Genomic DNA, 26,908 nt, shown 5'->3' on the forward strand with positions numbered 1-26,908 from the left:
GACAGCTGTCAGCGGAACGGCTCAGCGCTTCAGGGTCAGAACGCCCGGCCGGTACGGCAGCGCGTCATAGGGGGCGTCCGACTTCGGGTCCTTGCCCTGGTAGAGCAGTTGGAGGCGGCACGGGTCGACGGTCATGGTCTGGTCCGGGTTGGACCGGATCAGGTCACCGTGGCTGATGTCATTGGTCCAGGTAGCACCGCTGTTGGCCTTGCCCGCGAAGGGGTTGGACTCGGTGGCGGCCTGCGGGGTCCACGTGCCGTTCAGGCTGGTCGCCGTGAAGGAGCGGAAGTAGCGGTTCCCGTTGGCGCCCCGCGCCTCGACGATCATCAGGTACTGGTTCTGGCCCTGGACCTTGTAGACCTGCGGTGCCTCGAAGAGGTTCTTGACCGTGTCGCTCATGACCGTCGTGTACGACGAGCCGAAGTTGCCGGGGAAGTTCCCGATCGGCATGGACGCCCGGTAGATCTTGCCGTTGTCACCGGCGAAGAAGAGGTACATGTTCTGGTCGTCGCCGATCAGCGTCTGGTCGATGGGACCGGTCCCGGAGTCGGGCAGCTTGCCGGTGAACAGGGGCTGCGGTGCGGACCAGCCGTTGGCGTTGGTCGGGTCGGCCGAGGTGCGGTAGCTGAAGGGCGAAGCCCCCCACTGGTAGGTCAGCACCCAGATCTTCTTCGGCGCGAAGTAGAAGAGGGTGGGCGCGACCGCGTTCTGGCTCATCTTCGTCTGCGGGGCGCTCCCCATGCCGGACCAGTCGGTGAACGGGGCGAACGCCATCGAGCCGTACGAGCTGCCCGTCGACATCGACCCGTAGACGAGGTGCTTGCCGTTGTACGGGACGTGGGTGAAGTCCTTCAGCGAGGCCCAGCCGTGGGCGGGCTGCGCGAGGGCGCCGGTCGAGCTCCACTTGTACGTGGACGGCAGCGCGCACGTGCCACCGGCCGACCCGGAGGGGGCGGTCCACTTCTGGTTGCCGACGTCGGCGCAGGTGTACAGCTGGATCTTGGTGCCGTTGGACGTGCCCGCGCCGATCGCGTCCACGCACTTGCCCGACTGGACGCCGGAGATCGAACCGTTGCTGTTGATGTTCCACTGCTGGTTCGTGCCGCCGTTGCAGTCCCAGATGACCACCTCGGTGCCGTTCGTGGTGCCCTTCGCCTTCGCGTCCCGGCACTTGTTGCCGAACACCTTCAGCTGCTTGGCGGTGGTGTGCGTCCAGCTCTGGTTCGACTGCCCGTCGCAGTCCCTCAGCTGTACTTGAGTGCCGTTGGCGGTTGACGAGTCGGGGACGTCCATACAGCGCCCGGAGGGCACGCCCTTGATCTCGCCGGTGTCGTCGCCCGCGTCGGCCGGGGTTGTGCCCGACCCGGCGTCGAACGCTTCCTTGACGGCGTCGTACGCGGGCTTCGGCTTGCCGGCCGCGTCGAAGAGCAGCGGCTTCTCGTCCGCGCGCCACGAGTCGCTGTCACGGACGCCCCACACCGTGATTCCGGTGCAACGCTTCACGCCGAGACAGGCGTTGACCGCACTCGCGTAGTGCCTGGGGGACGCCTGGGCGATGTCCAGTTCGGTGATCTGCACGTCGACGCCGAGGGCCGCGAAGCTGTCGAGGGTCTTCTTGAAACTGGCCGGCGGGCCGCCCGCCCCGAAGTGGCTCTGGAAGCCGACGCAGTCGATGGGGACACCGCGCGCCTTGAAGTCCTTGACCAGGCGGTACACGCCCTGGGTCTTGGCGGCCGACCAGTCCTCGATGTTGTAGTCGTTGTAGCAGAGCTTCGCGGCCGGGTCGGCCGCGCGGGCGGTGCGGAACGCCTCCTCGATGAAGCCGCTGCCGAGCACCTTCTTGAACACCGAATCGCGCAGCGCACCGCTGCCGCCGTCCTGGAAGGCCTCGTTGACGACGTCCCAGGCGTAGATCTTGCCCTTGTAGCGGCCCATCGTGGTCTTGATGTGGTTGTTCGTGACGCTGCGCAGCGTGCCCGGGTCGTTGATCGCCTTCACCCAGTCCGGCAGCTGCGAGTGCCACACCGTGGTGTGGCCGCGCAGCCGCTGGCCGCGCTCCAGGGACCGGTTGACGATCCTGTCGGCGGCCGCGAACCGGAAGGTGCCGCGGGACGGCTCGATCGCGTCCCACTTCATCTCGTTCTCCGGGGTGATCATGTTGAACTCCCGGTCGGCGATCGACGTGTACGTCGAGTCGCTCAGCCGCCCCGCGGCTATCGCCGTACCGAAGTATCGGCCCGACGAGGACGCCTTGGCCTCCAGGCTCGCGGCCCCGGCGGAGTTGGGGAGCAACGTCACGACACCGGCCACCAGCGCCGAGGCTGTCAGGCCGATCGTCAGCGTCCGGCGGGGCCGGCGGAGACGGTGCAGGCCTTTCCGGGATTCGTCGGTGTGTCTGGTCATGGAAGTGGCCTTCTTCAGGGGACAGGTCAGCGAGGAACGCCTGTTTAGGCGCGCCCCTGAAGAGGAGGCTGGTGAAGGTGGGACGGCGTAACGAAAAATGTGCGTGCCCGCGCAGTGAGGGATCTCGCAGCAGAAAAACGTAATGCGGGGCGCGGTGCTGAAGTCAGCGGGTTCCCGCGCTCACCTCTGCGGCGCGCGGACGACGAAAGAGGCCTGGCCGGTGAAGGTACGCGTGCCGTTGGAGCCGTCGAGGCGGATCGATCCGTCGCGGGGGCGCAGTGCGGATCCCGGGTAGTTGTGCGCGTACAGAGTCACCGATCCGTCGACCGTCCCGGGGCGCGGGCAGAAGGTGGCGTCCTCCCGGAACAACCGACTGCCGTCGTCGGCGCTCAGGCGCAGCCGCAGGTAGTGGTGGCGCAGATACCGGCCGTCGGCCGCCCGGAACGTGACACACCGGCTGTCGGCGAGCCCCTTGCTGACGGTGAAGGTGGCAGCACCGCTGCTGAGCGTCGCGAAGTCGCCGTCGTACGTGAGGAACTGGCCGGGCCGGTCCACGGACTCCAGGGACCGCACGCCCAGCGGAACCCCGGCCGGACCCGACGGCGACGGCGTGGCCGACGGAGCCGAGGTGGTCGAGGGAGCCGGGGTGGCCGACGGAGCCCGGGTGACCGACGGGGCCCGGGTGGTCGTACCGGCCGTCGGCGCGGCGGCGACACCCGGCGCCCGGTGCTCCGGTTCGGGCCAGGCGACGTACGCGGCGGTCCCGGTGACGAGCACCGCACCGGTGGCGAGGATCGCGATCGGATGGGCGGTCACCACGTGGAGCTTGCCGAGCAGAGCGCCGCCCCCTGCCGCCGTGCCCGTGGCGCTCGCGGTTGCCGCCGTCGCCACCGTCGTACCCGACAGCAGGCCCTTCGCGACCAGCGCCCCGAGGAGCGTCGCCGGCACGGCCAGCGGCGTGAGGCCGGACAAGAGCAACTCGGCCGGTACCCGCTCGGCCGCCGTTGCCGTACAGGTCGCGCAGTCGCGCGTGTGCCGGGCGATCCGCTTGCGCCACACGGACGTTCGCGCACCGTCCCAGCCGGAGACGGTCGCACTCAAGCCCGGACAGCGTGGGTCGGCCGCCAGTGCGGCGACGATGGTCCGGCTCAGTTCCAGCTGCTCGCGCATGCGCTGTAGGCGAACCCCTGTGTGGGAGACGCCGACGCCTGTCGCGTCCGCGATGTCCTGGCGGCTGAGCAGCCCGGCGCACTCCTGCCACCACAGCGAAAGGAGCACCCGGTGTTCCGGGTCGAGCCAACGGCCGGCTTCGACCGCCTGCCCCCGCTCGTCCGACATGCGCAACCGCAGGATCGTCGTCTCCTCCAAAGAGGCGGCGGCGTCCGGCACCGGGAACGCCTCGTCGAGCAGCGTGGTCCGGTCGGCGAGTGTGCGCTGCCGCTGCCAGTACGTGTTGACCTGCCGGAGCGTGATCGACACCAGCCATGAGCGGAAGCTCTCCGGGGCCCGCAGGGCGGGCAGGTCGCGTACCGCGCGCAGCAACGTCTCCTGGACCACGTCGTCCACGTCGGCATGGCCGCTCAGCGCCCGTCCGACGATGTTGTACAACAACGGCAGATACGCGGAAACGAGCTCCTCGCGCGCCCGCTCGTCACCGCGCTGCGCAGCGACGACCAGCCTCACGTGATCCGCTTCCATGAGCCCCAGTCCCATCTCTTCAGGGGAGTGATCCGCCGAGTACGGCGCCACACCTTAACCGTGTGGACCACGGTGTCGCCCCCAGGGGTGACGATCACGCGACGCGTGGGGCAGTCCGGGGCCCTGCCGTACCCCTGCACGAAACCGAGGCAGTCGCCGGTCATCCAGTCCTCGCGGGCCTGCGTGATGTTCGCATGCGTGCGGCCGATGAAGTTCCACCACATCTCACGGGCAAGGCGTTCGCACAGGTCAGCCGCCTTGCAGAACAGCTCGCCCTCGTGGTGCTGGGCAAGAAGGCACGCTCCGGCCAGCCATCGAGCGCGCTCACCCGCCCTAGCCGGGCGCGGTGTTCGGTGCGGCTGCGGTGGTGACCGACAGCCAGGGCCGTGTCCTGCTCGGCCGCCGTCTGGGACGCACTCCTGCGTGGGAGCTGCCCGCCGGGCGGGATCGAGCCTGGCGAATCGGCGGCCGCAGCCGCGGTACGAGAGTGCGGCGAGGAGAGCGGACTGTCCGCACGGATTGAGCACGCCCACGTGCTCGCCGTGCCGCACGACGCACGCGAGACCCTCACCCGCGTGACAGCCGTCGTATGGATCAGCGCGCCCGCCGCGATGCGACCGGTACGTCGATCAGCTCGATCTCGGCGGCGTGGCTCCAGGCCGACATGACCGCACGGCTTCGGCGACAGGGGCGCGTTGTGTGAGGTGTACAGGCAAAGGCGGCGGCACTGGGAGGTGCCGCCGCCTTGGGAAACCGGCTTAGTCGGCCCGGTTCTTCGTGCGTTCGGGCAGGAAGAACATAAGGGCCCACATCAGCGTGAGGAGGCTGCCGACCCACCACAGCACGGTGATGAACGCGTCGCGGTTGAGTCCGGCGTCGGGTGAGCCGCCGGTGGTGGTGAAGAACACCAGGGCTGTCAGCGCGGTGCCCAACGCGATGCCCAGGTGGATGGCGGTGTTGAACAGACCGGAGGCGGCTCCGGCGTTCTCGTGCGGGACGCGGGCCAGCGACAGGTCGGCGAGGGGGCCGCTGACCATGCCGAGGCCGAAGCCGATCAGTACCACCGGAGCGGTCATCGCCAGCAGGGTCAGGTCTGCCTGATCTCCGGCCTGGAGTCCGTAGGCGGCCATCGAAGCAGCCGCGATGAGGGCTCCGGCCTGGGGAAGGCGGCGGGCGAAGCGCCCACCGCTCTTCGCCGCGATCGTCGCGCCGGCCAGCTCGCCGAGGGAGAGGAGCACGAAGGCCAGGGCCGCGTGGAAGGGGCTCATGCCCAGTCCGTGCTGGAGGTAGAGGGTCCAGGTCATGAAGAACAGCCCGCACAGCAGGCCATGCACCATCTGGGCGGCCGTGCCGCCGGAGAACTGCCTGCCCCGGAAGAGGGACAGGGGCACGAGGGGTGCCTTGTTCTGCTTGCGCTGCTGGTGGCGCAGGAAGATGCCCAGCACGAGGAGACCAGTGGCGAGCATGGCGAAGCACCACAGTGGCCAGTGATGGAGGTGCCCCTCGCTGAGCGGGAAGACGATCAGGACGACGGCCAGTGCGGACAGCAGCATGCCGGTGAGGTCAGGCCGGTCGGCCTTCTTCACGGTCGACTCGGGGATGAACCGGCGTCCCAGGAGGAGCACGGCGAGGCCGACGGGCACGTTGACCAGGAAGATCGGCCGCCATGACAGCCCGAACAGGTCGGCCTCGGTCAGCAGGCCGCCCATCACCGGGCCCAGGACATTGGCGAGCGACATGACGGCCCCGTACAGACCGAATACCTTGCTGCGGTTCTGCCCGTCGAAGGTGACGTGGAGGGTGGCCAGGATCTGCGGGATCATGACGGCCACTCCTACGCCCTGGAGGGCGCGGGCACCGATCAGTACGCCAGGCCCGGCAGCGAGGCCGCACAGCAGCGAGGCCGTGGTGAACACGACGGTGCCGATCAGGAGGATCTTTCGCCGGCCGTAGAGGTCGCCGAGGCGTCCGCCGGTGATCAGTCCGACGGCGACGGGCAGGGAGTAGCCGGTGGTCAGCCACTGCACCGCGTCCGGTCCGGCGCCGGTCGACTCCTGGATCGCGGGCAGGGCGGTCAGGACGACCGACTGGTCGATCATGTCCATCAGCTCGGCGCCCAGCAGCACCAGGAGGGCAATCCAGGCAGCCAGACCCATCTTCGACGGTCCGGGTGTGGGGCGGTTCGGGGGCTCGGTAGTGTGCTGCGGCTCGTTGTCGAGCGCGGAGGAAGGCACTGCGGGGGGCTCCTGATTCAAAGGAGTCGGGGAGCCCTGCCGTCAGCCGCGCCGGGGCCGAACAACACGAAACCCGGGGCAGACGGCAGAGCTGCACCCGGAAAATGACAGGGAAATACGGGGGTGGGTGACGCAACTCAGACCAGCGCAACGTCCGCCCCCGGACACGTTCAAACGATCAGAACGTGGGGAACTGCGGACGGCTACTTGGCCTGGGAGATAAGTCGTCACCTCGAAACACAGCGCCGGGCCCCGGAGTGGGCACAGGCGGAACTCGAACAGCGTAAAGGCCCCTCCGGCGCCCATGCAAGGCGATAACTCACCCACACCCCGCTGCGGCCTGCCGGGCTCGCAAGGCAACCCTGGATGACCAGGGCACCACGGTGTCTGAGCTGGCCCAGGCATGGATATCACCCGGCAGGCCGTGCATGGCCTGGTCCGCGATCGGTGGCGGTCCTCTTGGGTCCGTCGAGACTCCGATGCCTCGGCGGCGGTGATGTGGACCTCGGTTGCGCCGAGGATGCGTCCATTGGCCTGGACCTCGATGCGGTGCGGGCCGGGGTGGATCGTGCGGACCGACAGACTCGCGAAGCGGGTGTTGGCGTGAACCGGGCCGCTTGGCCCCCGCGGGGAGGTCCCGGACGGTCAGCTTGAACACCTTGCCCGTTCTGGGGCCGATCTTGGCGTTGCCGCGTCGGTTCACGACGAGCTCGCGGACCAGGACGGTCAGCGGCATCGGGAGGACGACCGGCGAGGCCCCCAAGGTGATCGCGATGGTCTCGCCGGCGATATCGACGTCATCGGTGGTGAGCCGGCTGATGGTGGGGTCGGCCATCCAGCGTTCCTGGTCCGGCGGCTGGGTGCAGGTGCCCAGTGTCAGCCCTTCGCGGGCATCTGGAATCAGCGGTGCCACGGCTGGTCCCCGGGCTCCGCCAAGCCGTGCGGAGCGTCAACTACCGGCTGCCCCAGGGATCACCGAGGCGATGGCCTCCGGCCTGCGCGGGATCAGCACCTTCGCCAACGGCCCTGAACAGCGACTACGACGCCGTCCACGCCGGGCTGACCACCCACTGGAACTCCAGCCACGCCGAAGGCTCCGTCAATCGGACAAGACACTGAAACGGCACATGTTCGGCTGCGCCGGCTTCCCACTCCCACCCAAACGAGTCCCTCTGGCCTGACGCTACGTCAGGGCAGAGTCAGAAGTGACCAGCCCGTTCGGCCCACCGGTGATAGCCGGGTTATTCATACGGTAGGAGTGATCCGGAACGCCTACGGACGAGTAAGGGGTGGGCTGATGGGAAGTACCGGAGAGCGCCTGAACGGGGGCGTCGATCTCGGTGACCCTTGGTCTGGGGTGGACACTGCCTGGCTGGCGCACGCGGCGAAGGAGCAGAGCGAGCGCCCGGTGCCAGGCGTGCGGGACATGGCGGCGTACCTGGCGACTCAGGTGTCCGACATCTCGCACCGCGAGGTGGTGGGCCCCCTGCTCGACGGACAGGGAGCGAGCGGGGTCGTTGTGCGGCGGGGCGTGGTGCTCGCCTCCTGGGGCGACCCGGAACGGGAGGAGATGGCCTACAGTGCCACCAAGAGCGTCCTGTCCCTGGTGGCCGGCCTGGCCTTCGACGACGGGCTGCTCCGACTGGACGAGCCGGTCTGCCGGTCGGTCGACCTGCCGCAGTTCGGCGACACGCACGGACGGAAGATCACCTGGCGGCACCTTTTGGACCAGACCAGCCAGTGGGAGGGCGAACTCTGGGGCAAGCCCACGTGGGTCGATGCCCAGAGCACCCGTGAGGGCACGGAGTCGGCCGGAGGCTCGCCCGGAGCTGGCTGGGCCTATAACGATGTCCGGGTGAACCTGACCGCCCTCGCTCTCACCGTTCTGCTCCGCCGTCCCCTGCCCGAGGTGCTGCGCGAGCGGATCATGGAGCCGATCGGGGCCTCGTCCAGCTGGTCCTGGCACGGCTATGCGGACTCGGCGGTCGAGCTCGACGGCCGACGGGTCCCCGTGGTGTCCGGTGGCGCGCACTGGGGCGGCGGACTGTGGATCAGCGCCCTCGACCTGGCCCGGATTGGGCAGCTCTGCCTCCGAAGTGGGCAGTGGGGTGAGCGCCGCCTCTTCTCCGCCCAATGGGCCGAGGAGATGTGGCGGCCCTGCCCGGTCAAGCCCAACTACGGGCTGTCGTGGTGGCTGAACGACCACCTCACAGTCTGGCCCGAGGCGCCGTCCTCCGGACGCTGCGCCCGAGGGAACGGCGGCGGCCACCTGCTGTGGGTCGATCCCGCACGGGATCTGGTGGTGAGTTCGCGCTGGGGAGCGGAGGTCGAGTCGCTCCTTGCGGAGGTGTCACGCGCAGTAGAGCCGACGCCGGCGGCCTGAGAGCACGCCCCGCGGTGCTCCTCGTTGTCGAGCACGACCCGGATCGTCACCGTTGCTTCCAAGTAGGGACCCGCCTGAAAGTCGGTCTATAAGCCTGTCCGGCAGCAAAATCCGTGACGCGCCGTCACCGATCACAGAACTTGGGCCAGATCCCGACAACGCCCTCGCCCACAACGTGCCCACGGCGGGCTCGGTCCAGCTGGCCGTCCGCCGGCAGGAGACGGTGGTCCTGGAGATCGAGAACACCGGCCCGCACCTCGCCGCCGCCGTGGCGGACCGGCTTTTCGTTGTCCGAGAAGAGGCGTCCTCTGAGCAGCGAGGGAGCGGACAGGGTGAGCGGTGAACCCAGCGGCAGGAACAGCAGACTGCCGAATGTCAGAAGGTCAGCGCGCGCCCTCTCAGCCTCGCGCCCCCTACCTGAAGACCGGCTCCTCTCCCACCGCGCCGTCTCCATGCAGTCCCGGGCCTTGTGGGATGCGCCGATGTCGGCATGCACTCCCGCCCCGCAGGTCGTGCAAACGAACACCGAGCGGGTGCGTACTGGCGTGGTCGAGGGGGCGAACTCCGCGGCGCAGACCATGCCGCAGGAGCAGCAGGGAAGAGGGCGGCATGCCGCCCGCCGGAAGAAGGGCAAGGGCGGGTTGGCTCGTTCGTCCTTACTGATGGCTGTTGGCACGGTGGTGTCACGAGCGACGGGACTGATCCGCCAAGTGTTGCAGGCCGCAGCGCTCGGCACAGGGTTGCTGGCCAGTACGTACAACACGGCGAACACCGTGCCGACGAGCCTGTACACGCTGCTGATCGGCGGCGCGCTCAACGCCGTGCTGGTGCCGCAACTGGTGCGGGCCAGGACGACGCAACCCGATGGCGGACGCGCATACGAGCAGCGTCTGGTCACGCTCGTGGTCTGCGTACTGGGTGTGGGGACGGCGCTGGCGGTGTGGGCGGCGCCGCAGATCGTGGGTCTGTACATGCGGGACACCCCGGACAGTCACGAGGCCTTCGAGCTGACGGTGACGTTCGCGCGGTTTTTGTTGCCGCAGATCTTCTTCTACGGCCTGTTCAGCGTCTACGGGCAGGTGTTGAACGCCCGCGAGAAGTTCGGCGCGATGATGTGGACCCCGGTGCTGAACAACATGGTGCTGGTCGGCATGTTCGCCGCCTATCTGGGGCTGATGACGGTGCCCGACCGGGTGGAGGACATCACCGCCGACCAGGTGCGGCTGCTGGGGATCGGGACGACGGCAGGCATCGCCGTGCAGGCCTTGGCGCTGATCCCGTTCGCGCGGGCGCGGCGGGATTCCGTTTCCGCCCGCGGTTCGACTGGCGGGGCACCGGCTTGGGCACGAGCGTCCACGCGGCGAAGTGGACGCTGCTGTTCGTCCTGGCCAATCAGGTCGCCCTGACGGTGGTCACGAACTACGCCAATGCCGCCGACCAAGAGCTGCCGCAGGCCGGCGCGGGCTACTCGGCCTACACCTATGCCCAGACCATCTGGATGCTGCCCCAGTCGATCGTGACGGTGTCCCTGGTCACGGCCCTGCTGCCGCGCATGAGCCGGGCCGTCGCCGAGGGGCGCATCCCGGATCTGCGCGCGGACCTGTCCCGGGTACTGCGGATCAGCGGCGTGATCATCGTGCCCACCGCGTTCCTCTTCCTCGCTCTGGGGCCGCAGATCTCCTCGCTGCTGTTCGCCCACGGGGCGGCGGACACCGCCTCAACCCGCCCGCTGGGGTACATGCTGCAGGCATTCGGACTCGGGCTCATCCCGTTCTCCGCCCAGTACCTGCTGCTGCGCGGCTTCTACGCCTATGAGGACACCCGCACGCCGTTCTTCATGGCGGCCTGGATCGCCGGCGTCAACATCGCCCTGGCCACCGCCTGTCATGTGCTGCTGCCCGCCCGCTGGGCGGTCGTCGGCATGGCCGGCGCCTACACCCTCTCCTACGTGGCCGGTCTCGCACTCACCGCGCACCTGCTGCGCAGGAGGCTCGGGGGTCGCATCGACGACGGCGATCTGCGCCGCACCTATGTGAAACTGTTCTGCGCCGCGGGCCCGGCCGCCGGCCTGGGCTGGGCTGCGGCGCGTGCGTGTGAGGGCATGGGAAACGGGACGGGGCCCACGGCCGGCGCACTGGCCGCCGGGGTGCTGGCGACAGCCGTGGGGTACCTCCTTCTCGCCCGGCTGATGAAGGTCAACGAGTTGCGTCGCCTGCCGGGGATGCGCTGAGTCCAGCCAGGCGATGCGAGGAGGCGTGCTTCCTGGGCGGTCCTGTGCGCGCGTCTGGCGATGTTGTCAGTTGACGAAATTCGCCCAGTCCGTCGCGTTGTCGATGCTGGTCCCGGTGAGAATGGCAAGGATTGAGGCAGGAACGGCGGCTGCCAACGCGAGACGGGCGGTGTTGCGGCCCGCAAGACCGCCCAGTCCGAGCTGCTTGAGCCGCAGGTAGATGTGGTGCGACTGGATGGGGCGGGCCGGGTTCAGGGCAGCTGCGCGGAAGGCCATTTCCTCCACCGGGGAGATGCGGTGGCGGTCGGATCCGATCTCGCCGACGATCCCGGGCCGGATGTCGCTGCCGCCGACCCCGTGGCGGATCTCGCGTACGAGGTCGTCGGCGAGCTCACGGGTGGGGGCGGTCCGCATGTCCTGGTCGTACTAGAGCTCGCAGTACCAGCCGCAGCCCATGGCGATGTTCAGGCCTGTAAGTTCCCCGTCCCGCCCTTGTCCTCACGGGACCAGGGAGCCACGCGAGTGGTGCCCTGGCGTACGGCGGCGCCGCGGCTGCTTCCCGGGTTCCGCCGAGCCGTGCGGAGCGTCACTGGTGCTGGACGCGGCCTGCCACGTGCGGGCCGGCCCGGCATGACCTCGGTCAGCCCGGCCATGATCGACTCGGCCTTGCGGTGCTCGATCATCTCGTACAGATTCGCGTACCGGTACAGATGAGGTATGGATCCGGTTCCATCCGCGCCACCCAAGCCGTCAGCTCCACCGCCACCTGCTCGTACGCGATGGGTGCCTCCAGCACCGACGACACACCGGGCAGCGCTTCCGCTTGACGCCCGGGTCCACCGTGTTGCGGGCGAGCTGGCGGCCCCCACCGTTCGAGCGGATCGAAAGCCATCTGGATGCCTCCTGGAAGAGGGGAACTTCAGGGCCACCCAGTACCCCGCCATCAGGGGCGAGCGCAGGGCCATTCTCGAACTTGCGCGCGACCGGCTGCTTTCGGCCGGCGCCTGCGCGCCAAGGCCCGCGGTTCCCCCAGACGGGTCAGCCGGGGCACGGCTTCCGCGGCGCGATCGCAGAAGGATGCAGAAAGAGATGGGCAGGCCTCGCGCCCCCGGCTCAGGCCGCGCCGGTTTCGGTGATGATGAGGTCGATGACGGCACGCAGGCCGCCCTCGGCCAGGGCCCGGCGCTGCCGGTCGGCCGCTGTGCCTTCCCGCAGCAGGCGGTGGACGAGCGCGGTGACCTCACGGATGTCCCCGGCCTCTTCGAGGGCGGGCATGATGTGGTCCATCAGCTGGGACAGCACGTCGCCGGAGCTGCGGAGCCTGCCCTCCCGGTCGACCAGCGACCCGGTGAGCCCGTGCCGGGCGGCGTGCCAGGTCGCGGCATGCAGCAGCTCCGGCGCGCACGGCAGTACCGGAACACCGGCCTTGACCTCCTCGATGGCGGTCGACACGAGCGCACGGACGATGCCGGTGTACATCACCGCCTCGTCCGTGCGGAGCTGCACGTCCGAGCAGCGGACCTCGATGGTGGGGTAGCGGCTGGAGAGGCGGGCCTGCCAGTAGATCTGCCCCGGGTCCAGGATCGCGCCCGAGGCCAGGAGCTGCCCCACCCGGTGCTCGTGGTCGGCGAGGCCGTCGAAGTGCGGCGGCGGGCCGCTGACCGGCCAGCGCCCGAACACGACCGTGCGCCAGCTGGCGAACCCGGTGTCATGGCCGGCCCAGAACGGTGAATTCGCCGACATGGCGACGAGGACCGGCAGCCACAGCCGGACACGGTTCAGGACGGCCACACCGATCTCCGGGTCGGGCACCGCGACATGGACGTGCATGCCGCACACCAACTGCTCGGCCACGAGCTGCGGCGCCTGCGCCCGCAGGGCCCGGTAGCGCGGCAGGCTCGTCACCGGCAGCGGCGCCGCCTCCTTGAGCGGCGGCGTACCGCAGGCAGCCAGGCGGCACCCGAGGCTCTCCGCCGCGCGCCCGAGCGCGTGGCGCAGGCGCAGCAGGTGACCGCCCACTTCGTCGAGTTCGGTGCAGACCGGAGTGGCGACCTCGATCTGCGCCTCGATCAGCTCCGCCTGGATCTCCCGCTCCTCCACGATCGGCTCGAGGCCGGCGGCGGCACGGACCTGCTCGGCCAGCGGAACGGGAAAGCCGGACGAGGGATCGAGCAGAACGTACTCCTCTTCGACACCCACCGTGATCAGACTCATCGTGCCCCGAGCCTAAGCGAAATACCTGGTCGCTTCCCGTCAGGGCACCCCGCTCTGCGCGACTGGCCGAGTGGGCGGAAACACCGGTGACCGGCGGGAGCCCCTGATGCCAAGGTTGTCGGTGTTCCGAACGTCCGCAGCCGCTCCAGGAGATGCCATGGCCGACTCCGCCGTCGACACCGTTGCCTCGGTTCCCATAGCCGTCATCGGGGCCGGCCCCGCCGGCCTGGTGCTGGCTCACCTGCTCGGGCGCGCGGGCGTGGAGACGATCGTGCTCGACATCCGGACGCGGTAACGAGAACGAGACGACGCAGCGGGCCGGCCTCCTGGAGGCCGACGCGGCACGGGATTTGGTCGAGACGGGTGTCTCCGACCGGATCCTGCGCGAGGGTCACGAGCACCAGGGCATCGAGCTCCGGTTCGACGGCCGGCCGCACCGCATCCACTGCAAGGAGCTGGTGGGTGCCTCGGTGTGGCTCTATCCGCAGACCGACGTGTTCATCGACCTGGCCGACGCCCGGGACCGCGACGGCGGAACGGTCCACTTCGGCGTCCGGGAGACCGAGGTACTCGACATCACGACCGGCGCTCCCCGCGTGCGCTACACCGCGTCCGACGGCGCCCGCCACGAGATCAGGGCGCGGTACGTGGTCGGCGCGGACGGGTCACGCAGCATGTGCCGCGACCTGGTGCCCGAGGAGCGGCGGGAGCGCTACGGCAGCGAATACCCCTTCGCGTGGTTCGGCATCCTGGCCGAGGCGCCGATGAGCGCGCCCGAGCTGGTCCACGCCCACTCCGAGCACGGGTTCGCGCTGATCAGCCAGCGCACCGAGACGGTGCAGCGGATGTACCTCCAGTGCGCCCCCGACGAGTCCGTCGACGCCTGGCCGGACGACCGTATCTGGGAGACGCTCCAGGCCCGGGTGGCCGGCCGGGACGGCTTCCGCCTCAAGGAGGGGCCGGTTTCTGGAGAAGACGGTGCTGAGGTTCCGCTCCTTCGTCCAGGAGCCGATGCGCTGGGGCTCGATGGCGCTCGCGGGCGACGCCGCGCACACCGTGCCGCCGACCGGCGCCCGCGGGCTCAACCTCGCGCTGCACGCCTATCAACCGCGCGCCCTGCGGCGGGTCTGGCGGGCACAGAACTTCTCGTACTGGATGACCCAGTTGCTGCACACGGCGCCCGACGGCACACCGTTCGACCTGCGCCGTCAGCTCGGCGAGCTCGACAACGTGGTCGGCACCCGCGCCGGTCGCACCGACCTCGCCGAGCAGTACACGCGCTGCCCCTCCGGCACCTCGCGCCGCCGGTGATCAGGGACGACGCGGTGATCCAGGTGGCGTCCCCCGGTTGACAGGCGGACGATGGGATGAAGGGGTCGGCCGGTGATGTCGACCGTGGGCCCCGCGGCGGCGGCGACTGACTCCGGAGCATGGGCACGGCCCGGACGGAGGAAGTCGTCATGATCGAGGTCAAGACGGTCGAGAAGCCGGACGAGCGGCGAGATTTCCCCCGCGGTCACCTCGACGCCGTCCATCTGACAGGGCTGGATTTCGCCGTGGGCACCTTCGAGCCCGGCTGGCGCTGGTCGGAGTCCGTGGCCCCGCTCGCGGGGACCAAGAGCTGCCAGGTCCACCACAACGGCTACGTGGTCGAGGGCCGCATGCACATTCGCATGGACGACGGCGGCGAGAGCGAAGTCGGACCGGGCGATGTGTTCGTGTGCTCACCCGGCCACGACGCCTGGGTCCTCGGCGAGGAAACGGTCGTCCTGTACGACTTCGCGGGAGGCATGGCACAGGAGTACGCGAAGGCGGCGGGCGCGGAGGTGCAATCCTCCTAGCCCTCTGCACCGGGCATGACCGGCGCCCGCACACCCCTGCGACGGCTGGAAAGCGTTCACTCGCCAGGGTGACGAAAGCGGCTGGCTGGAGCTGCTAGCGTGCCGCATCGACCACTTCTTCGCCGCTTCCCGCACCCATTTCCTCGCCATTTCCTCGCCGCTTTCTTCGTCACAGGCGCCTCGTCACAGGCGCCTCGAAACAAGCGCTTCGTCATGCGCTGAACACCGCGGCACCGCCGCGGTTCGAGGGGGGACGACAACATGTCCGGACTGACCAACTCCACCCGTGCGATCCTCAAGGCGACCTACACCCAGCCCGTCCCGTCGGCCGTGCCGGCCGAGCCCACCGATCCTGGTGCGGCCCCCGCACGGGGTACATCGATGTCGGTGTTCGCGAAGCTGAACTTCATGCGGTCCCTGGGGCTGACCCGTTCCGAGACCGAAGCTCTGGGAGAACGGCTCCGGGGACCAGCCACCGAGAGCACCGAGAGCACCGAGAGCACCGGGCTGGCCGACGCGTTCCGGACCATCCTGCCCTCCCTCCTCGACACCGACCCGGCCACCGCCGCGAGCACCGCCCGGCTGTACGCCGATGTCGCCCCCGGGACGCTGGCCGCCCTCGGCCGCGAGGTCGCCGCGCTGCGTACACCGGCCGACTCCGTGCCGGCCGACACGGAGTCGGCCGACGCGGAATCGGGAACCGTACAGCCCTCCGCGGCCGACGTCGCCCTGCTCGTCGACCGCTTCGTCGAGCAGGCCGATATCCAGCCGGTCGGCTGGCTGCATCTGGAGCGGATCGAGATGCAGCCCGTCGGCCTGGAGCGCGGCGAGCTCGTCTCGACCATCCCGATGGCCCCGGGCGAGACCGTGCGCGTGAGCCACAAGGAATGGTCGACCACGAGCGAGGAGCTGTCCCGCATCGTCACCGACGAACTGGAGACGTACGCGGAGAAGGGCGTGGCCGAGAAGACGGACGTGGCCATGTCCACCAGCAACGAGTCCAAGCGCGACACCAACCTCAACTTCGGCGTCACCGCCAGCGGCAGCTACGGCACGGTGTCGGTCACGAGCACGTTCAACTACGGCGTGTCCACCTCCGACCACGAGTCGCGCCAGGCCAGCAACAAGCACGCCACGGAGATCACGTCGAAGGCCTCCTCCCGCTCGCGCAAGGAACACAAGGTCTCCTTCCGTACCGAGACCCGGCGCGGCGAGGAGGACGAGGCCGCCCGCGTGATCACCAACAACTCCCCGCGCGTGATGCGCATCGACTACTACCGGATCATGCGCAAGTGGCGCGTGGACCTCATGCGGTACGGCCTGCGCATGACGTACGACCTCGTCGTCCCCGACCCCGGCGGCGCGCTGCGGCGACAGCTCATGGAGCTCGCCGAGATCGACAGGACCCTCGCCACCCCCTACGAATTCGGCTTCGGCATCGACCAGATCGACCGGACCAACTGGATGACGCTCGCCGCCCGTTACGGCGCGCCGGTGACCGCGCCACCGGAGGAATACCTCAGTCCGCCCGACTACACCTACGAGTTCCCCTCCATCATCGGTGAGGACGAAGCCGTCACCACCCGGTACCAGTCCTGGCAGATCGACCTGCCGGAGGGCTATGAACTGGTGCCGATCCTGTTCGAGGTCAACTACTACGGCTGGCAGCCCGCCGAGCTGGCCCGCTTCGACGTGATCGGCGACGAGGCCCTGGAGGTCCACGCGACCCCGGTCGGCGCAGAGATCAAGGGCCGTTACCAGTCCCAGCTCCTGCACCTGAACGGCAAGACCGGCCGCCTCTCCATCCAGTACACACACCGCAACATCAGCTGGGCCGGATTCCGGCTCGCCGCCACCCTGCGCCTGTCGGACCAGGCATATCTGGCCTGGCAGGTCGCCACCTGGCAGAAGCTGCGCGAGGCCGCGGAGCAGCAGTACTACACGCTCCAGCAGCGGGTGCGGGACCGCCGCGAGCAACTCCTCGCGGAGCTGAACCGCGACGACACCCTCACGCTGCGCCGCGCCGAGCGCGAGGAGCTGATGAAGCGCTCCCTGCAGTGGCTCTTCGGCGTCGACTTCGACACGGCGCCCGACGACATCGACGCGGTGCTCGCGGCCCTCGGCACCAGCGGCACCCCGACCTGGACCGACGACATCGACCCCTCCACTCTTCCCGTCACCGCGCAATCCTGGCTGCGCATCCGGAAGTTCGGCGAATTCGTCAAGTTCCTGCACCAGTCGGTGGAGTGGGAGAACGTCCTCTACTTCTTCTACCCGTACTTCTGGGGGTCGGAGAAACTCGCCGAGACCAAGCGGCTGCTGTGGCATCCCGACCCGCTGCGCCGGGAGTTCCTGCGGGCGGGCGCCGCACGCGTGGTCCTGCCCATCCGGCCGGGGTTCGAGCGCGCGTTCTCCCGGCTGATGTCCACCGGCCGCATCGACGGCGACGGTTCGCCGGACCCCCAGGACCCGCCGTACATGTCCATCGCCGAGGAGATCCAGGCGTACGCGCGGACCAACTACCCGGGCATTCCACCCGCCAACCCCGACATCGCCGCCCGCGCACGCCCGCTTCTGACGGTCAATCAGCAGCGGGCCTGGCGCGAGATCGAGGCCATCGTGGAGGCCCTGGAGGAGTACGCCGAGAAGGCGAAGCAGCGGGTCGATCCGGCGTGGCGCGGCGTACCGATCGAGCCGGAGTACTACCCCACCACCCGGCAGGGTCTGCGCGTGCTGCTCGACGGCCGTCCGAACCTGATCATCACCGATCCGTGGGGTCGGCCGTATCTCTATCAGAACCCGGGGCGCACCGCGCCTTTCGTGGTCACCAGCCAGGGCGCGGACTCGTCGGCGGGCGGCACGGACGAAGGGCTGGACATCTCCACGGACGCGGAAGGAAATCTCGTCGGCACCTGGTTCGAGTACACGCCGTGCAGCGGCCTCGACCTCGAGGTGGGCTCCGACTTCGCCGAGAACGGATAGCGGGAGCGCCATGGCGGACATCCAACTCCTGGACTCCTTCTGCTCGTTGCCGACCCGCAAGGTCGGTGCGGACGGCAACGGCAACAGCGACGGCACGCGCCGGTATGTGGAGGCGCTCACCGCGGAGTACTACATGGTCGAGTGCTTCACGAAGTACTACACGCGGCGCTATCCGGACTCCGAGGTGTTCAGCGAGATCAGCTACCTCAACACCAAGCGGTTCCGCGGCGCGACGGAGATCCTCGCCAAGTGGATCCTGGCGGAGTACCGCAACGTATTCGGCCGCGCCGCCCTCAAGCGCGACATCAAGACGCAGACCTCCGGCCGGCAGCTGCGTTCGGACATGCTCGGCGTCCGGACCGAGGGGACGACCATGCTCCTCGAACTCGTCGAGGTGACCACGGTCGACGAGGCCAAGGACGCCGAGGTCGAGGACCTCCAGCACAAGATGGACACCCTGCGGCGCTTCGTCATCGACCCGGCCCTGAAGGAGATGCTCACCCTTCAGCGTGCCGGGCGGGTGAGCATCGGCGCCCCGACGCGGATCGAGGTGCGCCCGTCGACATGGCGGCCGTACTGGAACGAGCTGTACTACCCGCTCGTCCCCACCCAGGCCTCCACCGGCGCGCCCGGGAATGTCAAGTACGAGTGGATCTGCTACAAACCCACGTTCCGTCCGGACGGCATCGGCAAGGACGGCCTGGTGCTGTACGAGATCCACACCACTCCCCTGCCGCAGGGCGCCCCACTGGAAGTGCTCAGAAGGGTCGCCCGCCGCCTGCGCGAGCTGGAGAACCAGCATCAGCTCGTGCTGCTGCCCGCGATGCAGCAGTACTGGGACGACAACTCCGCCGACAGCCGGGAGCTGAAGAAGTGGCTCGCGATCGGCCTCGGCGCGGCCCTGATCGTCACGCTCGTGGTGCTGGCCTGGCCGACGGCGGTGCCTCTCGTGGCGGCGGCCGCCGAGACCGCCGGTACCGCGGGAGCCGCGGGAGCCGCTGAGGCGGCGGCCGCGGCCGAGGCCGCACAGCTGGCGAACGCCGTCCGGTACGCCCAGAGCGCGACGAAGGTCCCCGGCTACTTCGAGCGGGCGCAGGTGGCCCTGCGCCCGCTGCTCGCCGGCGGCCCCGGCCTGCGCCTCGTGGGCAGCCACTGACAGGGAAGACGCACGCGTGATGGCAGAGAACGTCGAACACACCGAGGACGGCCACTTCATCATCGTCAAAGGGCGACGCTGGCGGGCCACCGACCCCGACCTGGCCGAGGACGTGAGGGAGCGGCTGGTCCACCACCTGATGGCGGCCCGCCGGGCGGTCGCCGCCGCTCGCGACGACGAGACCGCGCGCAAGGCGGCCAGGGCCCGCGTGCAGCTGGCGAAAACAGGGCTGGGGGAACGCGGCACGGCGTGGTGGGAGCTGACCCCCGCGGAACGGAGCGAGCGGGCCGACGACTGCCTGCGTCGGCTGGAGGAATCCTGACATGCTGCGCGTCGAGCAACTCACCGACACCGTGCGTGCTCGATACCCCTGTCCCCCGCGATGCCCGGTCTCGGTCTCAGTCCCCAGACCCCGGTTCCGCCAGCCGCCGGTGGGCCGCAGCCTTCACCCCGTCGGGGAGCACCTTCCCGGCCAAGCCCTGCGCCTTCGCCTTGAGCGACCCGGTCACTGCCTTCTTCTCTCCCCGCACTATCGCTTCGAACGCCTGCTCTGCCACCTGTGCGGGATCGTCCTTCTTCATGGTGCCGATCCTGGTGTCGTCCGCCATGCCCGCCCGGTCGAAGAATTCCGTGTCTGTCGGGCCCGGCATGAAGGCGGTGACCGTCACGCCGGTGTGCCGCACCTCCTCCGCCAGCGCCTGGGCGAAGGATTGCACGAACGACTTGGACGCGTTGTACACGGGCTGAAAGGGGCCGGGCATCGTCGCGGCGACGGAGGAGGTGAAGGCGAGCCGGCCCGCGCCGCGCGCCACCATGGCCCGGAGCAGCGGCTTGGCCAGCCGTACGGTCGCGGTGACGTTGAGGTCGATGACCTCCTGGTCGTCGGCGAGGTCGGTGTCGACGAAGGCGCCGCCCCGGCCCACCCCGGCGTTGAGGACGGCGACGTCGACCGTCAGGCCGTCGAGCGCGTCCAGGAGCCGGAAGCGCCCTTTGGACGTCCGGAGATCGGCTCGTACGGCGCGTACCTCCGTGCCCGACTCGCGCAGGGCCTGCGCAGCGGACTCCAGCGACTCGTCCTCGGCGTTCACCAGGAGGTCGTAACCGTGGAGCGCGAACTGTCGGGCCAGCTCGTGGCCGATTCCGCTGGACGCACCGGTGATCACGGCGAGCGGCCGTGTGTCAGTCCTGCCGGGCCTTGTGTCGGTCATGCCGGACCTCGTCTCACTCATGCCGGACGAGTAACCGCCGCGCCCCGTGCCATGCCATGCCCGTTCCGGGCTCAGTCGGTGTTCTCGGTGCGTTCGCCCTTCGGGCCCCGGCCGCGTTCCGTGCGCGGCCCTCTGCTCTGCCAGGCGGGGTCGGCCTGGAGCGTCTCGTTCGCGGCCTCGTTGGCCTCTTGGTCGCTGATCCCGGACTGCTCCGCGTCCTTGCGCAGCCGCGCGCGACGGGTGTCGTACTTCTTGCTTCCCGGTTCGGGCATGGCGGTCGTCTCCTAGCCCTTGCCGAACACGGTTTTCTGGACGTCGTCCGGTCCGTCGAACCGGTCGGCCGACGCGTCGCGGAGCTTCGACACGAGGCTCTCGTCCGCGCCGTTGTCCTGAGCCAGCGAGACCAGGTCGTCTCTGCCTGCGGGGTACTCGGCGCCTTTGAGCGCCTTCTGGAGGTCGATGGGGCTGACGTCGGCCATGATGTTCTCCTTGGTGCCTTGTCGGAGGCGGCGGAAGGTTGCCGGAGGCAGCGGAAGATCAGTACTGCCCCTAAAAGTCTGCGCACCGTCTCGCCGGACCGCCACTCGGTCGGGCCCGGCGCCCCACGGGCCGGAGGCCAGGTTGGTGCATGCCGCTTGGCTCACTCCGGCCATTCCCATTCCATGCCGTAGACACCCGGCGAGCAGTGCGCCGGCAGCAGGTGGGCCGTGTGGAAGGCGTCGAGGGTGGAGCGGTGGCGGTGCTGAGGGACGGCGCCGATCTGTTCGCGGTGGTAGCTCCAGCAGCTGGCGGGGACCGCCCGGGGATGGAAGCGCACGTGCAGCAGATACGTGCGCAGCGGTGTGGTGATGCGGCGCTCGTGCTGGTGGGAGACGTCCGAGGCGGACCGGAGCGTGTAGGCGACCACTGCGGTCTCGGTGCGGGCGAGTTGGCGTCCGAGGGGGATGTCGGCCGCCACACAGCCCAGCTCGGGCACGAAGCGGATGGGCGGCGGTGGGCCGCCGGGCACGGTGAGGTCGACCGTCCCCGCCTTCGGGGAGTCGAGGAAGTGGACGACGGTCAGATGCCGCACGCCGCCCATGACGGCCTGCACCACGGTGACGATGGACGTCTCGTGGATGGAGCGGTGCTCGTCCAGGTTCACGGTCTCGTGGACGGTCAAGGTCCGCAGTCCCTCGTTGAAGTGGGGGAACGCGTCGCCGAGGGCCTGTTCGACGTCTGAGTTCTCGCCGAGGACCTTGCGGGCGGCCGCCGGGTCGTGCGGCGGGGGCCCGCCGCGCGGCCGGTGCGGGCCCAGCAGCGAACGCAGGGTGCCGGTGGGCAGGTTGAGCAGCGGCTCCAGCGCGTCGACGGCGAGCAGGGACTGGGCTCTCTCCGGCTGGCTGCGCCCGCGCTGCCAGTGGCTGAGGGTGGCGAGGCTGACGGTGATCTGCTGGGCCCGCAGGTGGTCGCGTATGCGTTCCAGTGACAGACCGCGCTGTCGCAGGGCCTGCCGGAACACGGTCGCGAACGTCGGGTCGGGCCCTTCGGCGTGGGGGTTGTTCGGCATGGCGTCCGGCGTCTTTCAGCGGGCGGGGAGGCACCATCGGCTCTTGGGTCGGTGGGTCCCTCGCTCCGATGAAGGCGCGACTCAACGGCGGTTTCAGGCCACACAGGCGACCAGGGGCCGCCCACCTTAGCCGGTGGGCGGCCCCTGGTCTGCCCTCGAAGGCCGGTCAGTTGGTGTTGAGTGTCAGCCCGTAGTACGAGAGGGCGTCGTCGAGCGGCTGAAAGTAGGAGGAACCGCGCGAGTTGACGCCGCCGGTGCACTCCTGGCGGAGCGGGCCGCCGGAGGTCATGCCCTGGGCCTGGTTGCCGGAGATGTACGCGCCGCCGCTGTCGCCGCCCTCGGTGCAGACGCTGGAGGTGGCGAGACCCGTGACGACCGTGTCGGGGCCGCCGTTCTGGTCGACGTAGGTGACGGAGACGTTGTACGAACCGATCGCGCCGCACGTCCATCCGGTGGTCGCGCCGGACTTGCAGATCGCGGCGCCGGACGCGGCACGGCGACTGCCGTTGACGGCCACGTCGGAGGCCTGGCCCCAGGTGCCGACCCTGGTCGTGATCGAGTGGCCGGAGTTGACGGAGGCGACGCCCATGTCGACGCTGCGGGTGCCGACCGCGAAGCGGGTGTGGGTGCCCTTGGCGAACGCGACGCCGCCGTAGCGCAAGGTGGGCAGGCCGGCCACGCAGTGTCCGGCGGTGACGAGGTACTGCTTGCCGGAGCGGTCGCGTGCGCCGTAGCCGACGGAGCACCACCCGGAGGTGTCGTTGATCGTCATCTTGCTGCCGGGGGCGATCGCGGCCTGCGGCGCGAGCCGCTCCCCGCCCCGCACGATGCGGACGGCGGAGCCGTACTTCGCGGCCTTGGTCAGGAACGCCTTGGCGGCGGCTCCACGGTCGCTGTTGACCTTGACGGTGACCTTGTCCGCGGCCAGATCCACGGACCAGTCGGTGATTCCGGCGGGAGTGCGGCGGGTGGCCGCGGCGTCCAGCCGTGCCTTGATGTCGTCCAGCTTCTCCTGGCCGCGGGCGGGCACTCGCGCGTCGAGACCGGCCTTCTCGATGGCGGCTGCGTCGGCGCGGTCGTCGGCGTTGACGGTGAGATTGCCGGAGGCGTCGAAGAAAGCGCCGTCCTCGGATATCCCGTTCTTCTTCAGCTTCGCGAGCTTGTCCTGCTGTATTTCCTGCCGGTCGAGCCGATCGCTCGCGGCTTTCTCACTCACGCCGAGCGACGCGGCCAGCGCTTGCACCATCTCCGGCTGATAGCGGTCGGCGCGAGCGCCGTCCGATACCTGCGTCTCTGCTTTTACCTGTGCCGCTGCCGTGACCTGCGTTCCCATGACCACCGATGCCGAGAGCAGCGCTGCCACGGCGGTGAATCTGTATCTACGAGCTGTACGAGATGGGGGCACACCGATTCCTTCCGGATGGCAGGCAGGAACTCTCGGGGAATACCGGAAGACAGTGGGGGTGTATTCACCGATGGATGAGTCCCTGCCCGGCGACGGGCGTGGGGCCCGCCGCGGCATGAACTCTCGCGCCGACACCCGGGATTCGGCAAGGTCCACAACAGCAGGAGCTTTTAACAGAACATCAAGGGAACTGTTAAAAAGGCTCGTCGCGGTAGTGCTCGTCTATGTGTGCCCGGTAGCTGGGGTCGGTGACACGCAGGTCTCTGTCGAAGCGCGGGGCGTCCTTCACCCGCTCCTTCGTGCGCGGCACATGGACGGTGCGGCTGACTTCGTCGACGTGCTCGATGACCCAGAGGGGCAGCAGCACCTTCTTGCTCAGCAGCGCCCCGCCGGTGTCGACGACAAGGTGATCGGGCGCCACTTCCTCGGTGACCGGGTCGACTTCCCCGATCGAGCCGTCACTCGCCTCCACGGTGCAGCCGATGAGACCGGTGGCGGAAAAGCGCCTGTTCGGGTCGGGGTTCGGGTTCGGGGTTCCGGAGGCCTGGAAGTCGTCGGACATTCGCTCTGAATCCTCTCCCTCGTCGATGGAGTGGGGACCTGATGTCCGCGCCGACGCGGACGAAACGTGGGAGGGGACGGGGGGTGAGCGACGGTGCGACGGCAGGGCGTTGCGGGACCTTCACATCTTCAAGTCCGTGAAGGCGTTCGAGCGGGGCAGGCGAGAAGGGACGCCGCGGGGAGGTCGCCGCAGATGCTAGTTGTCGCTCTCTTGTTGTTGCCGGTCATGGGTCTTCTGCTGATCGGCATGGACCGGGTCGAGGACCGGTTGAACGGACGCGCCGCCTCGCCGGGTGGCCGCCATCGAGGTCATCTACGCCTCATTCACGGGCAGAAACGTTCGGGGCGCCGCGACACGGCACCGCAGAGGCGCCGCGATTCCGGGGAGCACCCCGAAAAGCGCCACGCGGCCTGAGGCGCCCGCCAGACGGGCACCGCCGAAGGGGCATCCGTGTCCATAGGTGGCATCTATAGCGGGCATGGTGAGCGCGTCTTGGACGCTATGCGCCCAGCTCACGCAGACTGAACACGTCGGCATGCTACAACCCACCGGAGGCACGACGTGGACTACGTACAGCGCACCATCGACCTGGCCCGTCGGAACGTCCAGGACGGCGGCCGCCCCTTCGCCACCGTCATCGTGAAGGACGGCGAGATCATCGCCGAGCGGGCCAACCAGGTGGCCCAGACCCACGACCCGACGGCCCACGCGGAGGTGCTGGCCATCCGTGACGCCTGCACCCGGCTCGGCACCGAGCACTTGACGGGCGCCACGGTCTACGTACTGGCGCAGCCGTGCCCGATGTGCCTGGGAGCGCTCTACTTCTGCTCTCCGGACGAGGTGGTCTTCGTCGCGACCAGGGACGCCTATGAAGCGCACTACGTCGACGACCGCAAGTACTTCGAACTGAGCACGTTCTACGACGAGTTCGCCAAGCCGTGGCAGGAACGCCGCCTCCCGATGCGGCACGAGCCGCGGGACGGCGCCGTGGACGTCTACCGCCTGTGGCAGGACCACAACGGCGGGGACCGGCGGGTGCCGGGCGCGCCCACCGCCGCCCGGTGAGACCGGCGAAACCCATGAGCACGGCGCGCCGCATGCGCTTCGACGGCTGGATCGCGGGCCTCGGCACGAGCGTCGGCGTACGCATCGTCGTCGGATACTGGCCGTCGTCCCCGCTGGGTCCCTTCGCCGACGTCATGGTGGAGCGGGCCGACGGGCACCGGCTGCTGCTTGCGCCCTCGGAGGAAGTGGCGCGGTTCGTCACCGCCACGTACCGCTTCGACGAAGTCATCATCTGTCCCGTCGCCGTCGGACCCGCGCGTGACCGGTGGGATGTGACAGCCGGCCCGCTGCGGCTCACCTTCACGCCCGGCCGGTCCACCCCGCTGGGGCGCCTGCTGAGGCTGGCCCCCGGCCGCCTGGCGGGCAGCCCCGGATGGGCCGCGCTGTGCGACGCGCCGGCCCGCGTCCTGATGCGCGGTGTGCGGACGCGTGGCAGCGCGGGGGCGGGGCGCCGTGAGTGGTACGCCGCCAGGGACCTGCGCTCGATCACCTCGGCGGACGCGAGCTGGGACGGGCAGCGGCTGGGTGCGCTGAGCGACGTGCACCCTCCGGTCCGCTTCGGCTTCGGCTCCGTACCCCGCCGTCCTTCTCTGACCCGTGTCGTCACCACTGTGGAGGTCTCCGACGACGCGTGACGTGGCGGGGGGGCGGCGTCGGCGTGCTGCCACGGCCATCGCGCGCTCGGCGGCGGACTGAGGGCGGCCCTCAGCCGAGGACGGCTCGCATCTCCTGCTCGATGATCTCCTGGAACGGTATGTCGTCCTGATTGCCGAGGACGACGCCGACCCAGCCGGTGTCCGGGTAGATGTTCCAACTGGCGACGGAGCCGGGGTTGACGCCCGCGCGACCGTTCACCCAGCGGCCGCCCACGAGGCTGACCGGCATCATGTAGGCCGCGAACGACGCGTCGGCCGGGGCGGTCCGGGCGGCCAGACCGCCGCCCTGCGGGGGCAGGGGTGCCTTGGCCCCGGTGAGCAGTTCGGCATAGGGGCGGTCCAGTACGGTCCCGTCGCTCAGCGCGTGCGCGAACCGGACGAGGTCCGGCGCGGTCGCGAACCCGCCGTCCCCGGGCGGGTCGATGAAGTTGCGGCCCGGGTTCTTGCCGAGTTGGTACGGATCCGGGCTGCCCTTGTCCAGGTTGCGGACGGCGTCCACCCGGCTGCCGTCGGCCTGCCGCATGTACGAGTGCGCGATGTGCTGGTCGGTGAGCCACTGCGGCCGGGTGTAGAACCCGGTGCCGGTCATGCCGCAGCGCCGGAAAACGTGCTCCTCGACATAGTCCCAGTAGGTCATGCCGGTCACGGCTTCCACGATCAGCGCGGGGATGGCGACCTCGGCCCCGGCGTGGTCGGTGGGCGTACCGGGGGCGCTCACCGGTTTCGCCTGCCTCGCCCACCGCTCGTAGAACTCTCGCACCTCCTCCCGGCTCCGGAAGACGCGTTGCAGGTCCTCCTCCGGGGTGTTCAACCCCGAGGTGCCGGACAGCAGGTGATGGATCGTCACCTGCTCGGCGATCTCCTTGGCGAAACCGGACAGATGGGTGCCCACCGTGTCCGAAAGTCTCAGCTTGCCGCGCTGCGCCAGTTGCAGGATGGCCACGGCACCGAACGGCTTGCCCGCGGAGGAGAGGTTGAACGCGATGCCCTCGTGGTTGCGGACTCCCTTCTCCTTGTCCGCCATACCGTAGCTGCGCGACAGCACGGTCCGGCCCCGGTGCGACAGCAGGACCACGCCGGAGAACCTGTCCTCGGCGGCCAGCTTCGCCACGTACCGGTCGTAGGCCCCGCCGGGCCGGGTGTCCGGCGGCGCGGCGGCGGAGTCGACGGCGGGTGGGGCGGCGCGTGCGGTCCGGGCGCCCACCGGCCGAGCACCCGCCGCCACCGCACCGACGGCCGAGAGCCCACCCCACCCCAGCAACCGCCGCCGGTCGACACCCTGTACGGAATCCGAGCCCATCCCCACGTTCCTCTCCTGGCCA

The 26,908-nt window shown here is 69.6% G+C and carries 24 protein-coding genes and 5 pseudogenes; 13 read left to right on the top strand and 16 right to left on the bottom strand.

Annotated elements, in window-relative coordinates:
* Positions 1 to 21 precede the first annotated feature (21 nt).
* The 3 genes and pseudogenes from ACZ4Z4_RS04775 to ACZ4Z4_RS04785 all read right to left on the bottom strand — a co-directional run.
* A complete protein-coding gene (locus ACZ4Z4_RS04775; protein ID WP_468322249.1) occupies positions 22 to 2,403 on the bottom strand; it encodes a non-reducing end alpha-L-arabinofuranosidase family hydrolase in 2,382 nt (793 codons plus the stop codon).
* A 180-nt stretch (positions 2,404 to 2,583) separates the two neighbouring features.
* Positions 2,584 to 4,086: a sigma-70 family RNA polymerase sigma factor gene (locus tag ACZ4Z4_RS04780; protein WP_468322251.1), complete on the bottom strand. Its 1,503-nt coding sequence runs from the start codon at positions 4,084 to 4,086 to the stop codon at positions 2,584 to 2,586.
* Positions 4,087 to 4,217: 131 nt separating this feature from the next.
* Positions 4,218 to 4,325, bottom strand: a pseudogene (locus ACZ4Z4_RS04785) (pirin family protein); the annotation flags it as partial.
* A 162-nt stretch (positions 4,326 to 4,487) separates the two neighbouring features.
* Here ACZ4Z4_RS04785 and ACZ4Z4_RS04790 point away from each other — a divergent pair.
* Positions 4,488 to 4,769 carry an NUDIX domain-containing protein gene (locus ACZ4Z4_RS04790; RefSeq protein WP_468322253.1) on the top strand — a complete coding sequence of 94 codons (282 nt, stop codon included), beginning with the start codon at positions 4,488 to 4,490 and terminating at the stop codon, positions 4,767 to 4,769.
* A gap of 90 nt (positions 4,770 to 4,859) precedes the next feature.
* Here the strand turns inward: ACZ4Z4_RS04790 and ACZ4Z4_RS04795 are convergent, their stop codons facing one another.
* On the bottom strand, positions 4,860 to 6,257 hold the full coding sequence (locus tag ACZ4Z4_RS04795; protein WP_468322255.1) for an MFS transporter: 1,398 nt from the start codon (positions 6,255 to 6,257) through the stop codon (positions 4,860 to 4,862).
* A gap of 397 nt (positions 6,258 to 6,654) precedes the next feature.
* Positions 6,655 to 7,248: a hypothetical protein gene (locus ACZ4Z4_RS04800; protein ID WP_468322258.1), complete on the bottom strand. Its 594-nt coding sequence runs from the start codon at positions 7,246 to 7,248 to the stop codon at positions 6,655 to 6,657.
* A 444-nt stretch (positions 7,249 to 7,692) separates the two neighbouring features.
* On the opposite strand from ACZ4Z4_RS04800, the gene ACZ4Z4_RS04805 reads away from it, so the two are divergent.
* From ACZ4Z4_RS04805 to murJ, 3 genes and pseudogenes are all read left to right on the top strand, one after another.
* Positions 7,693 to 8,718, top strand: coding sequence for a serine hydrolase domain-containing protein (locus tag ACZ4Z4_RS04805; protein ID WP_468322260.1), 1,026 nt, complete (start codon positions 7,693 to 7,695; stop codon positions 8,716 to 8,718).
* 175 nt (positions 8,719 to 8,893) lie between these two features.
* The gene (locus ACZ4Z4_RS04810) at positions 8,894 to 9,061 is read left to right on the top strand and encodes a hypothetical protein (protein WP_468322262.1); all 168 of its coding nucleotides are present in this window, start codon (positions 8,894 to 8,896) and stop codon (positions 9,059 to 9,061) included.
* Between the two features lie 202 nt (positions 9,062 to 9,263).
* Positions 9,264 to 10,948: pseudogene (gene murJ, locus ACZ4Z4_RS04815) on the top strand (murein biosynthesis integral membrane protein MurJ).
* 66 nt (positions 10,949 to 11,014) lie between these two features.
* Here murJ and ACZ4Z4_RS04820 read toward each other — a convergent pair.
* The 3 genes and pseudogenes from ACZ4Z4_RS04820 to ACZ4Z4_RS04830 form a co-directional block, all read right to left on the bottom strand.
* On the bottom strand, positions 11,015 to 11,362 hold the full coding sequence (locus ACZ4Z4_RS04820; protein WP_468322265.1) for a phosphotriesterase family protein: 348 nt from the start codon (positions 11,360 to 11,362) through the stop codon (positions 11,015 to 11,017).
* A 197-nt stretch (positions 11,363 to 11,559) separates the two neighbouring features.
* A pseudogene (locus ACZ4Z4_RS04825) lies at positions 11,560 to 11,762 on the bottom strand (hypothetical protein); the annotation flags it as partial.
* A 299-nt stretch (positions 11,763 to 12,061) separates the two neighbouring features.
* Positions 12,062 to 13,162, bottom strand: a complete 1,101-nt coding sequence (locus tag ACZ4Z4_RS04830; RefSeq protein WP_468322268.1) for a glutamate--cysteine ligase 2 — start codon at positions 13,160 to 13,162, stop codon at positions 12,062 to 12,064.
* Between the two features lie 157 nt (positions 13,163 to 13,319).
* Here ACZ4Z4_RS04830 and ACZ4Z4_RS04835 point away from each other — a divergent pair, with 157 nt between their 5' ends.
* Both ACZ4Z4_RS04835 and ACZ4Z4_RS04840 read left to right on the top strand, forming a co-directional pair.
* On the top strand, positions 13,320 to 13,457 hold the full coding sequence (locus ACZ4Z4_RS04835; RefSeq protein WP_468322271.1) for an FAD-dependent monooxygenase: 138 nt from the start codon (positions 13,320 to 13,322) through the stop codon (positions 13,455 to 13,457).
* Positions 13,458 to 13,512: 55 nt separating this feature from the next.
* Positions 13,513 to 13,986: pseudogene (locus ACZ4Z4_RS04840) on the top strand (FAD-dependent monooxygenase); the annotation flags it as partial.
* On the opposite strand, the gene ACZ4Z4_RS04845 reads toward ACZ4Z4_RS04840, so the two are convergent.
* A complete protein-coding gene (locus ACZ4Z4_RS04845) occupies positions 13,875 to 14,114 on the bottom strand; it encodes a hypothetical protein (protein WP_468324210.1) in 240 nt (79 codons plus the stop codon). The pseudogene ACZ4Z4_RS04840 and the gene ACZ4Z4_RS04845 overlap by 112 nt on opposite strands.
* Between ACZ4Z4_RS04845 and ACZ4Z4_RS04850 the strand changes: the two are divergent.
* The 5 genes and pseudogenes from ACZ4Z4_RS04850 to ACZ4Z4_RS04870 all read left to right on the top strand — a co-directional run.
* A pseudogene (locus ACZ4Z4_RS04850) lies at positions 14,108 to 14,473 on the top strand (FAD-dependent monooxygenase); the annotation flags it as partial. The gene ACZ4Z4_RS04845 and the pseudogene ACZ4Z4_RS04850 overlap by 7 nt on opposite strands.
* 149 nt (positions 14,474 to 14,622) lie before the next feature.
* Entirely contained in the window at positions 14,623 to 15,003 is a 381-nt protein-coding gene (locus tag ACZ4Z4_RS04855) for a cupin domain-containing protein (protein ID WP_468324112.1), read from the top strand.
* 261 nt (positions 15,004 to 15,264) lie between these two features.
* The gene (locus ACZ4Z4_RS04860; protein ID WP_468322273.1) at positions 15,265 to 17,985 is read left to right on the top strand and encodes a type II secretion system protein GspG; all 2,721 of its coding nucleotides are present in this window, start codon (positions 15,265 to 15,267) and stop codon (positions 17,983 to 17,985) included.
* 10 nt (positions 17,986 to 17,995) lie between these two features.
* On the top strand, positions 17,996 to 19,141 hold the full coding sequence (locus ACZ4Z4_RS04865) for a hypothetical protein (RefSeq protein ID WP_468322275.1): 1,146 nt from the start codon (positions 17,996 to 17,998) through the stop codon (positions 19,139 to 19,141).
* A 19-nt stretch (positions 19,142 to 19,160) separates the two neighbouring features.
* A complete protein-coding gene (locus ACZ4Z4_RS04870; protein ID WP_468322278.1) occupies positions 19,161 to 19,463 on the top strand; it encodes a hypothetical protein in 303 nt (100 codons plus the stop codon).
* 76 nt (positions 19,464 to 19,539) lie between these two features.
* Here ACZ4Z4_RS04870 and ACZ4Z4_RS04875 read toward each other — a convergent pair whose 3' ends face one another.
* From ACZ4Z4_RS04875 to ACZ4Z4_RS04900, 6 genes are all read right to left on the bottom strand, one after another.
* The gene (locus ACZ4Z4_RS04875; RefSeq protein ID WP_468322281.1) at positions 19,540 to 20,349 is read right to left on the bottom strand and encodes an SDR family NAD(P)-dependent oxidoreductase; all 810 of its coding nucleotides are present in this window, start codon (positions 20,347 to 20,349) and stop codon (positions 19,540 to 19,542) included.
* Positions 20,350 to 20,420: 71 nt separating this feature from the next.
* Entirely contained in the window at positions 20,421 to 20,621 is a 201-nt protein-coding gene (locus ACZ4Z4_RS04880; protein WP_468322284.1) for a hypothetical protein, read from the bottom strand.
* Positions 20,622 to 20,633: 12 nt separating this feature from the next.
* A complete protein-coding gene (locus ACZ4Z4_RS04885; RefSeq protein ID WP_468322286.1) occupies positions 20,634 to 20,828 on the bottom strand; it encodes a DUF2795 domain-containing protein in 195 nt (64 codons plus the stop codon).
* A gap of 161 nt (positions 20,829 to 20,989) precedes the next feature.
* Positions 20,990 to 21,898 carry a hypothetical protein gene (locus tag ACZ4Z4_RS04890; protein WP_468322289.1) on the bottom strand — a complete coding sequence of 303 codons (909 nt, stop codon included), beginning with the start codon at positions 21,896 to 21,898 and terminating at the stop codon, positions 20,990 to 20,992.
* Between the two features lie 166 nt (positions 21,899 to 22,064).
* Complete coding sequence (locus ACZ4Z4_RS04895; RefSeq protein ID WP_468324115.1) at positions 22,065 to 23,231, bottom strand: S1 family peptidase; 1,167 nt, start codon at positions 23,229 to 23,231, stop codon at positions 22,065 to 22,067.
* Positions 23,232 to 23,496: 265 nt separating this feature from the next.
* A complete protein-coding gene (locus ACZ4Z4_RS04900; protein ID WP_468322292.1) occupies positions 23,497 to 23,865 on the bottom strand; it encodes a PRC-barrel domain-containing protein in 369 nt (122 codons plus the stop codon).
* Between the two features lie 561 nt (positions 23,866 to 24,426).
* Here ACZ4Z4_RS04900 and ACZ4Z4_RS04905 point away from each other — a divergent pair.
* Together ACZ4Z4_RS04905 and ACZ4Z4_RS04910 are read left to right on the top strand one after the other, a co-directional pair.
* Entirely contained in the window at positions 24,427 to 24,930 is a 504-nt protein-coding gene (locus ACZ4Z4_RS04905) for a nucleoside deaminase (protein ID WP_468322294.1), read from the top strand.
* Positions 24,931 to 24,944: 14 nt separating this feature from the next.
* Positions 24,945 to 25,565: a hypothetical protein gene (locus tag ACZ4Z4_RS04910; protein ID WP_468322297.1), complete on the top strand. Its 621-nt coding sequence runs from the start codon at positions 24,945 to 24,947 to the stop codon at positions 25,563 to 25,565.
* A gap of 70 nt (positions 25,566 to 25,635) precedes the next feature.
* On the opposite strand, the gene ACZ4Z4_RS04915 is transcribed toward ACZ4Z4_RS04910, so the two are convergent.
* A complete protein-coding gene (locus ACZ4Z4_RS04915) occupies positions 25,636 to 26,886 on the bottom strand; it encodes a serine hydrolase domain-containing protein (protein ID WP_468322300.1) in 1,251 nt (416 codons plus the stop codon).
* Positions 26,887 to 26,908 lie beyond the last annotated feature (22 nt).

It is taken from the genome of Streptomyces sp. NPDC030245, assembly GCF_055572995.1.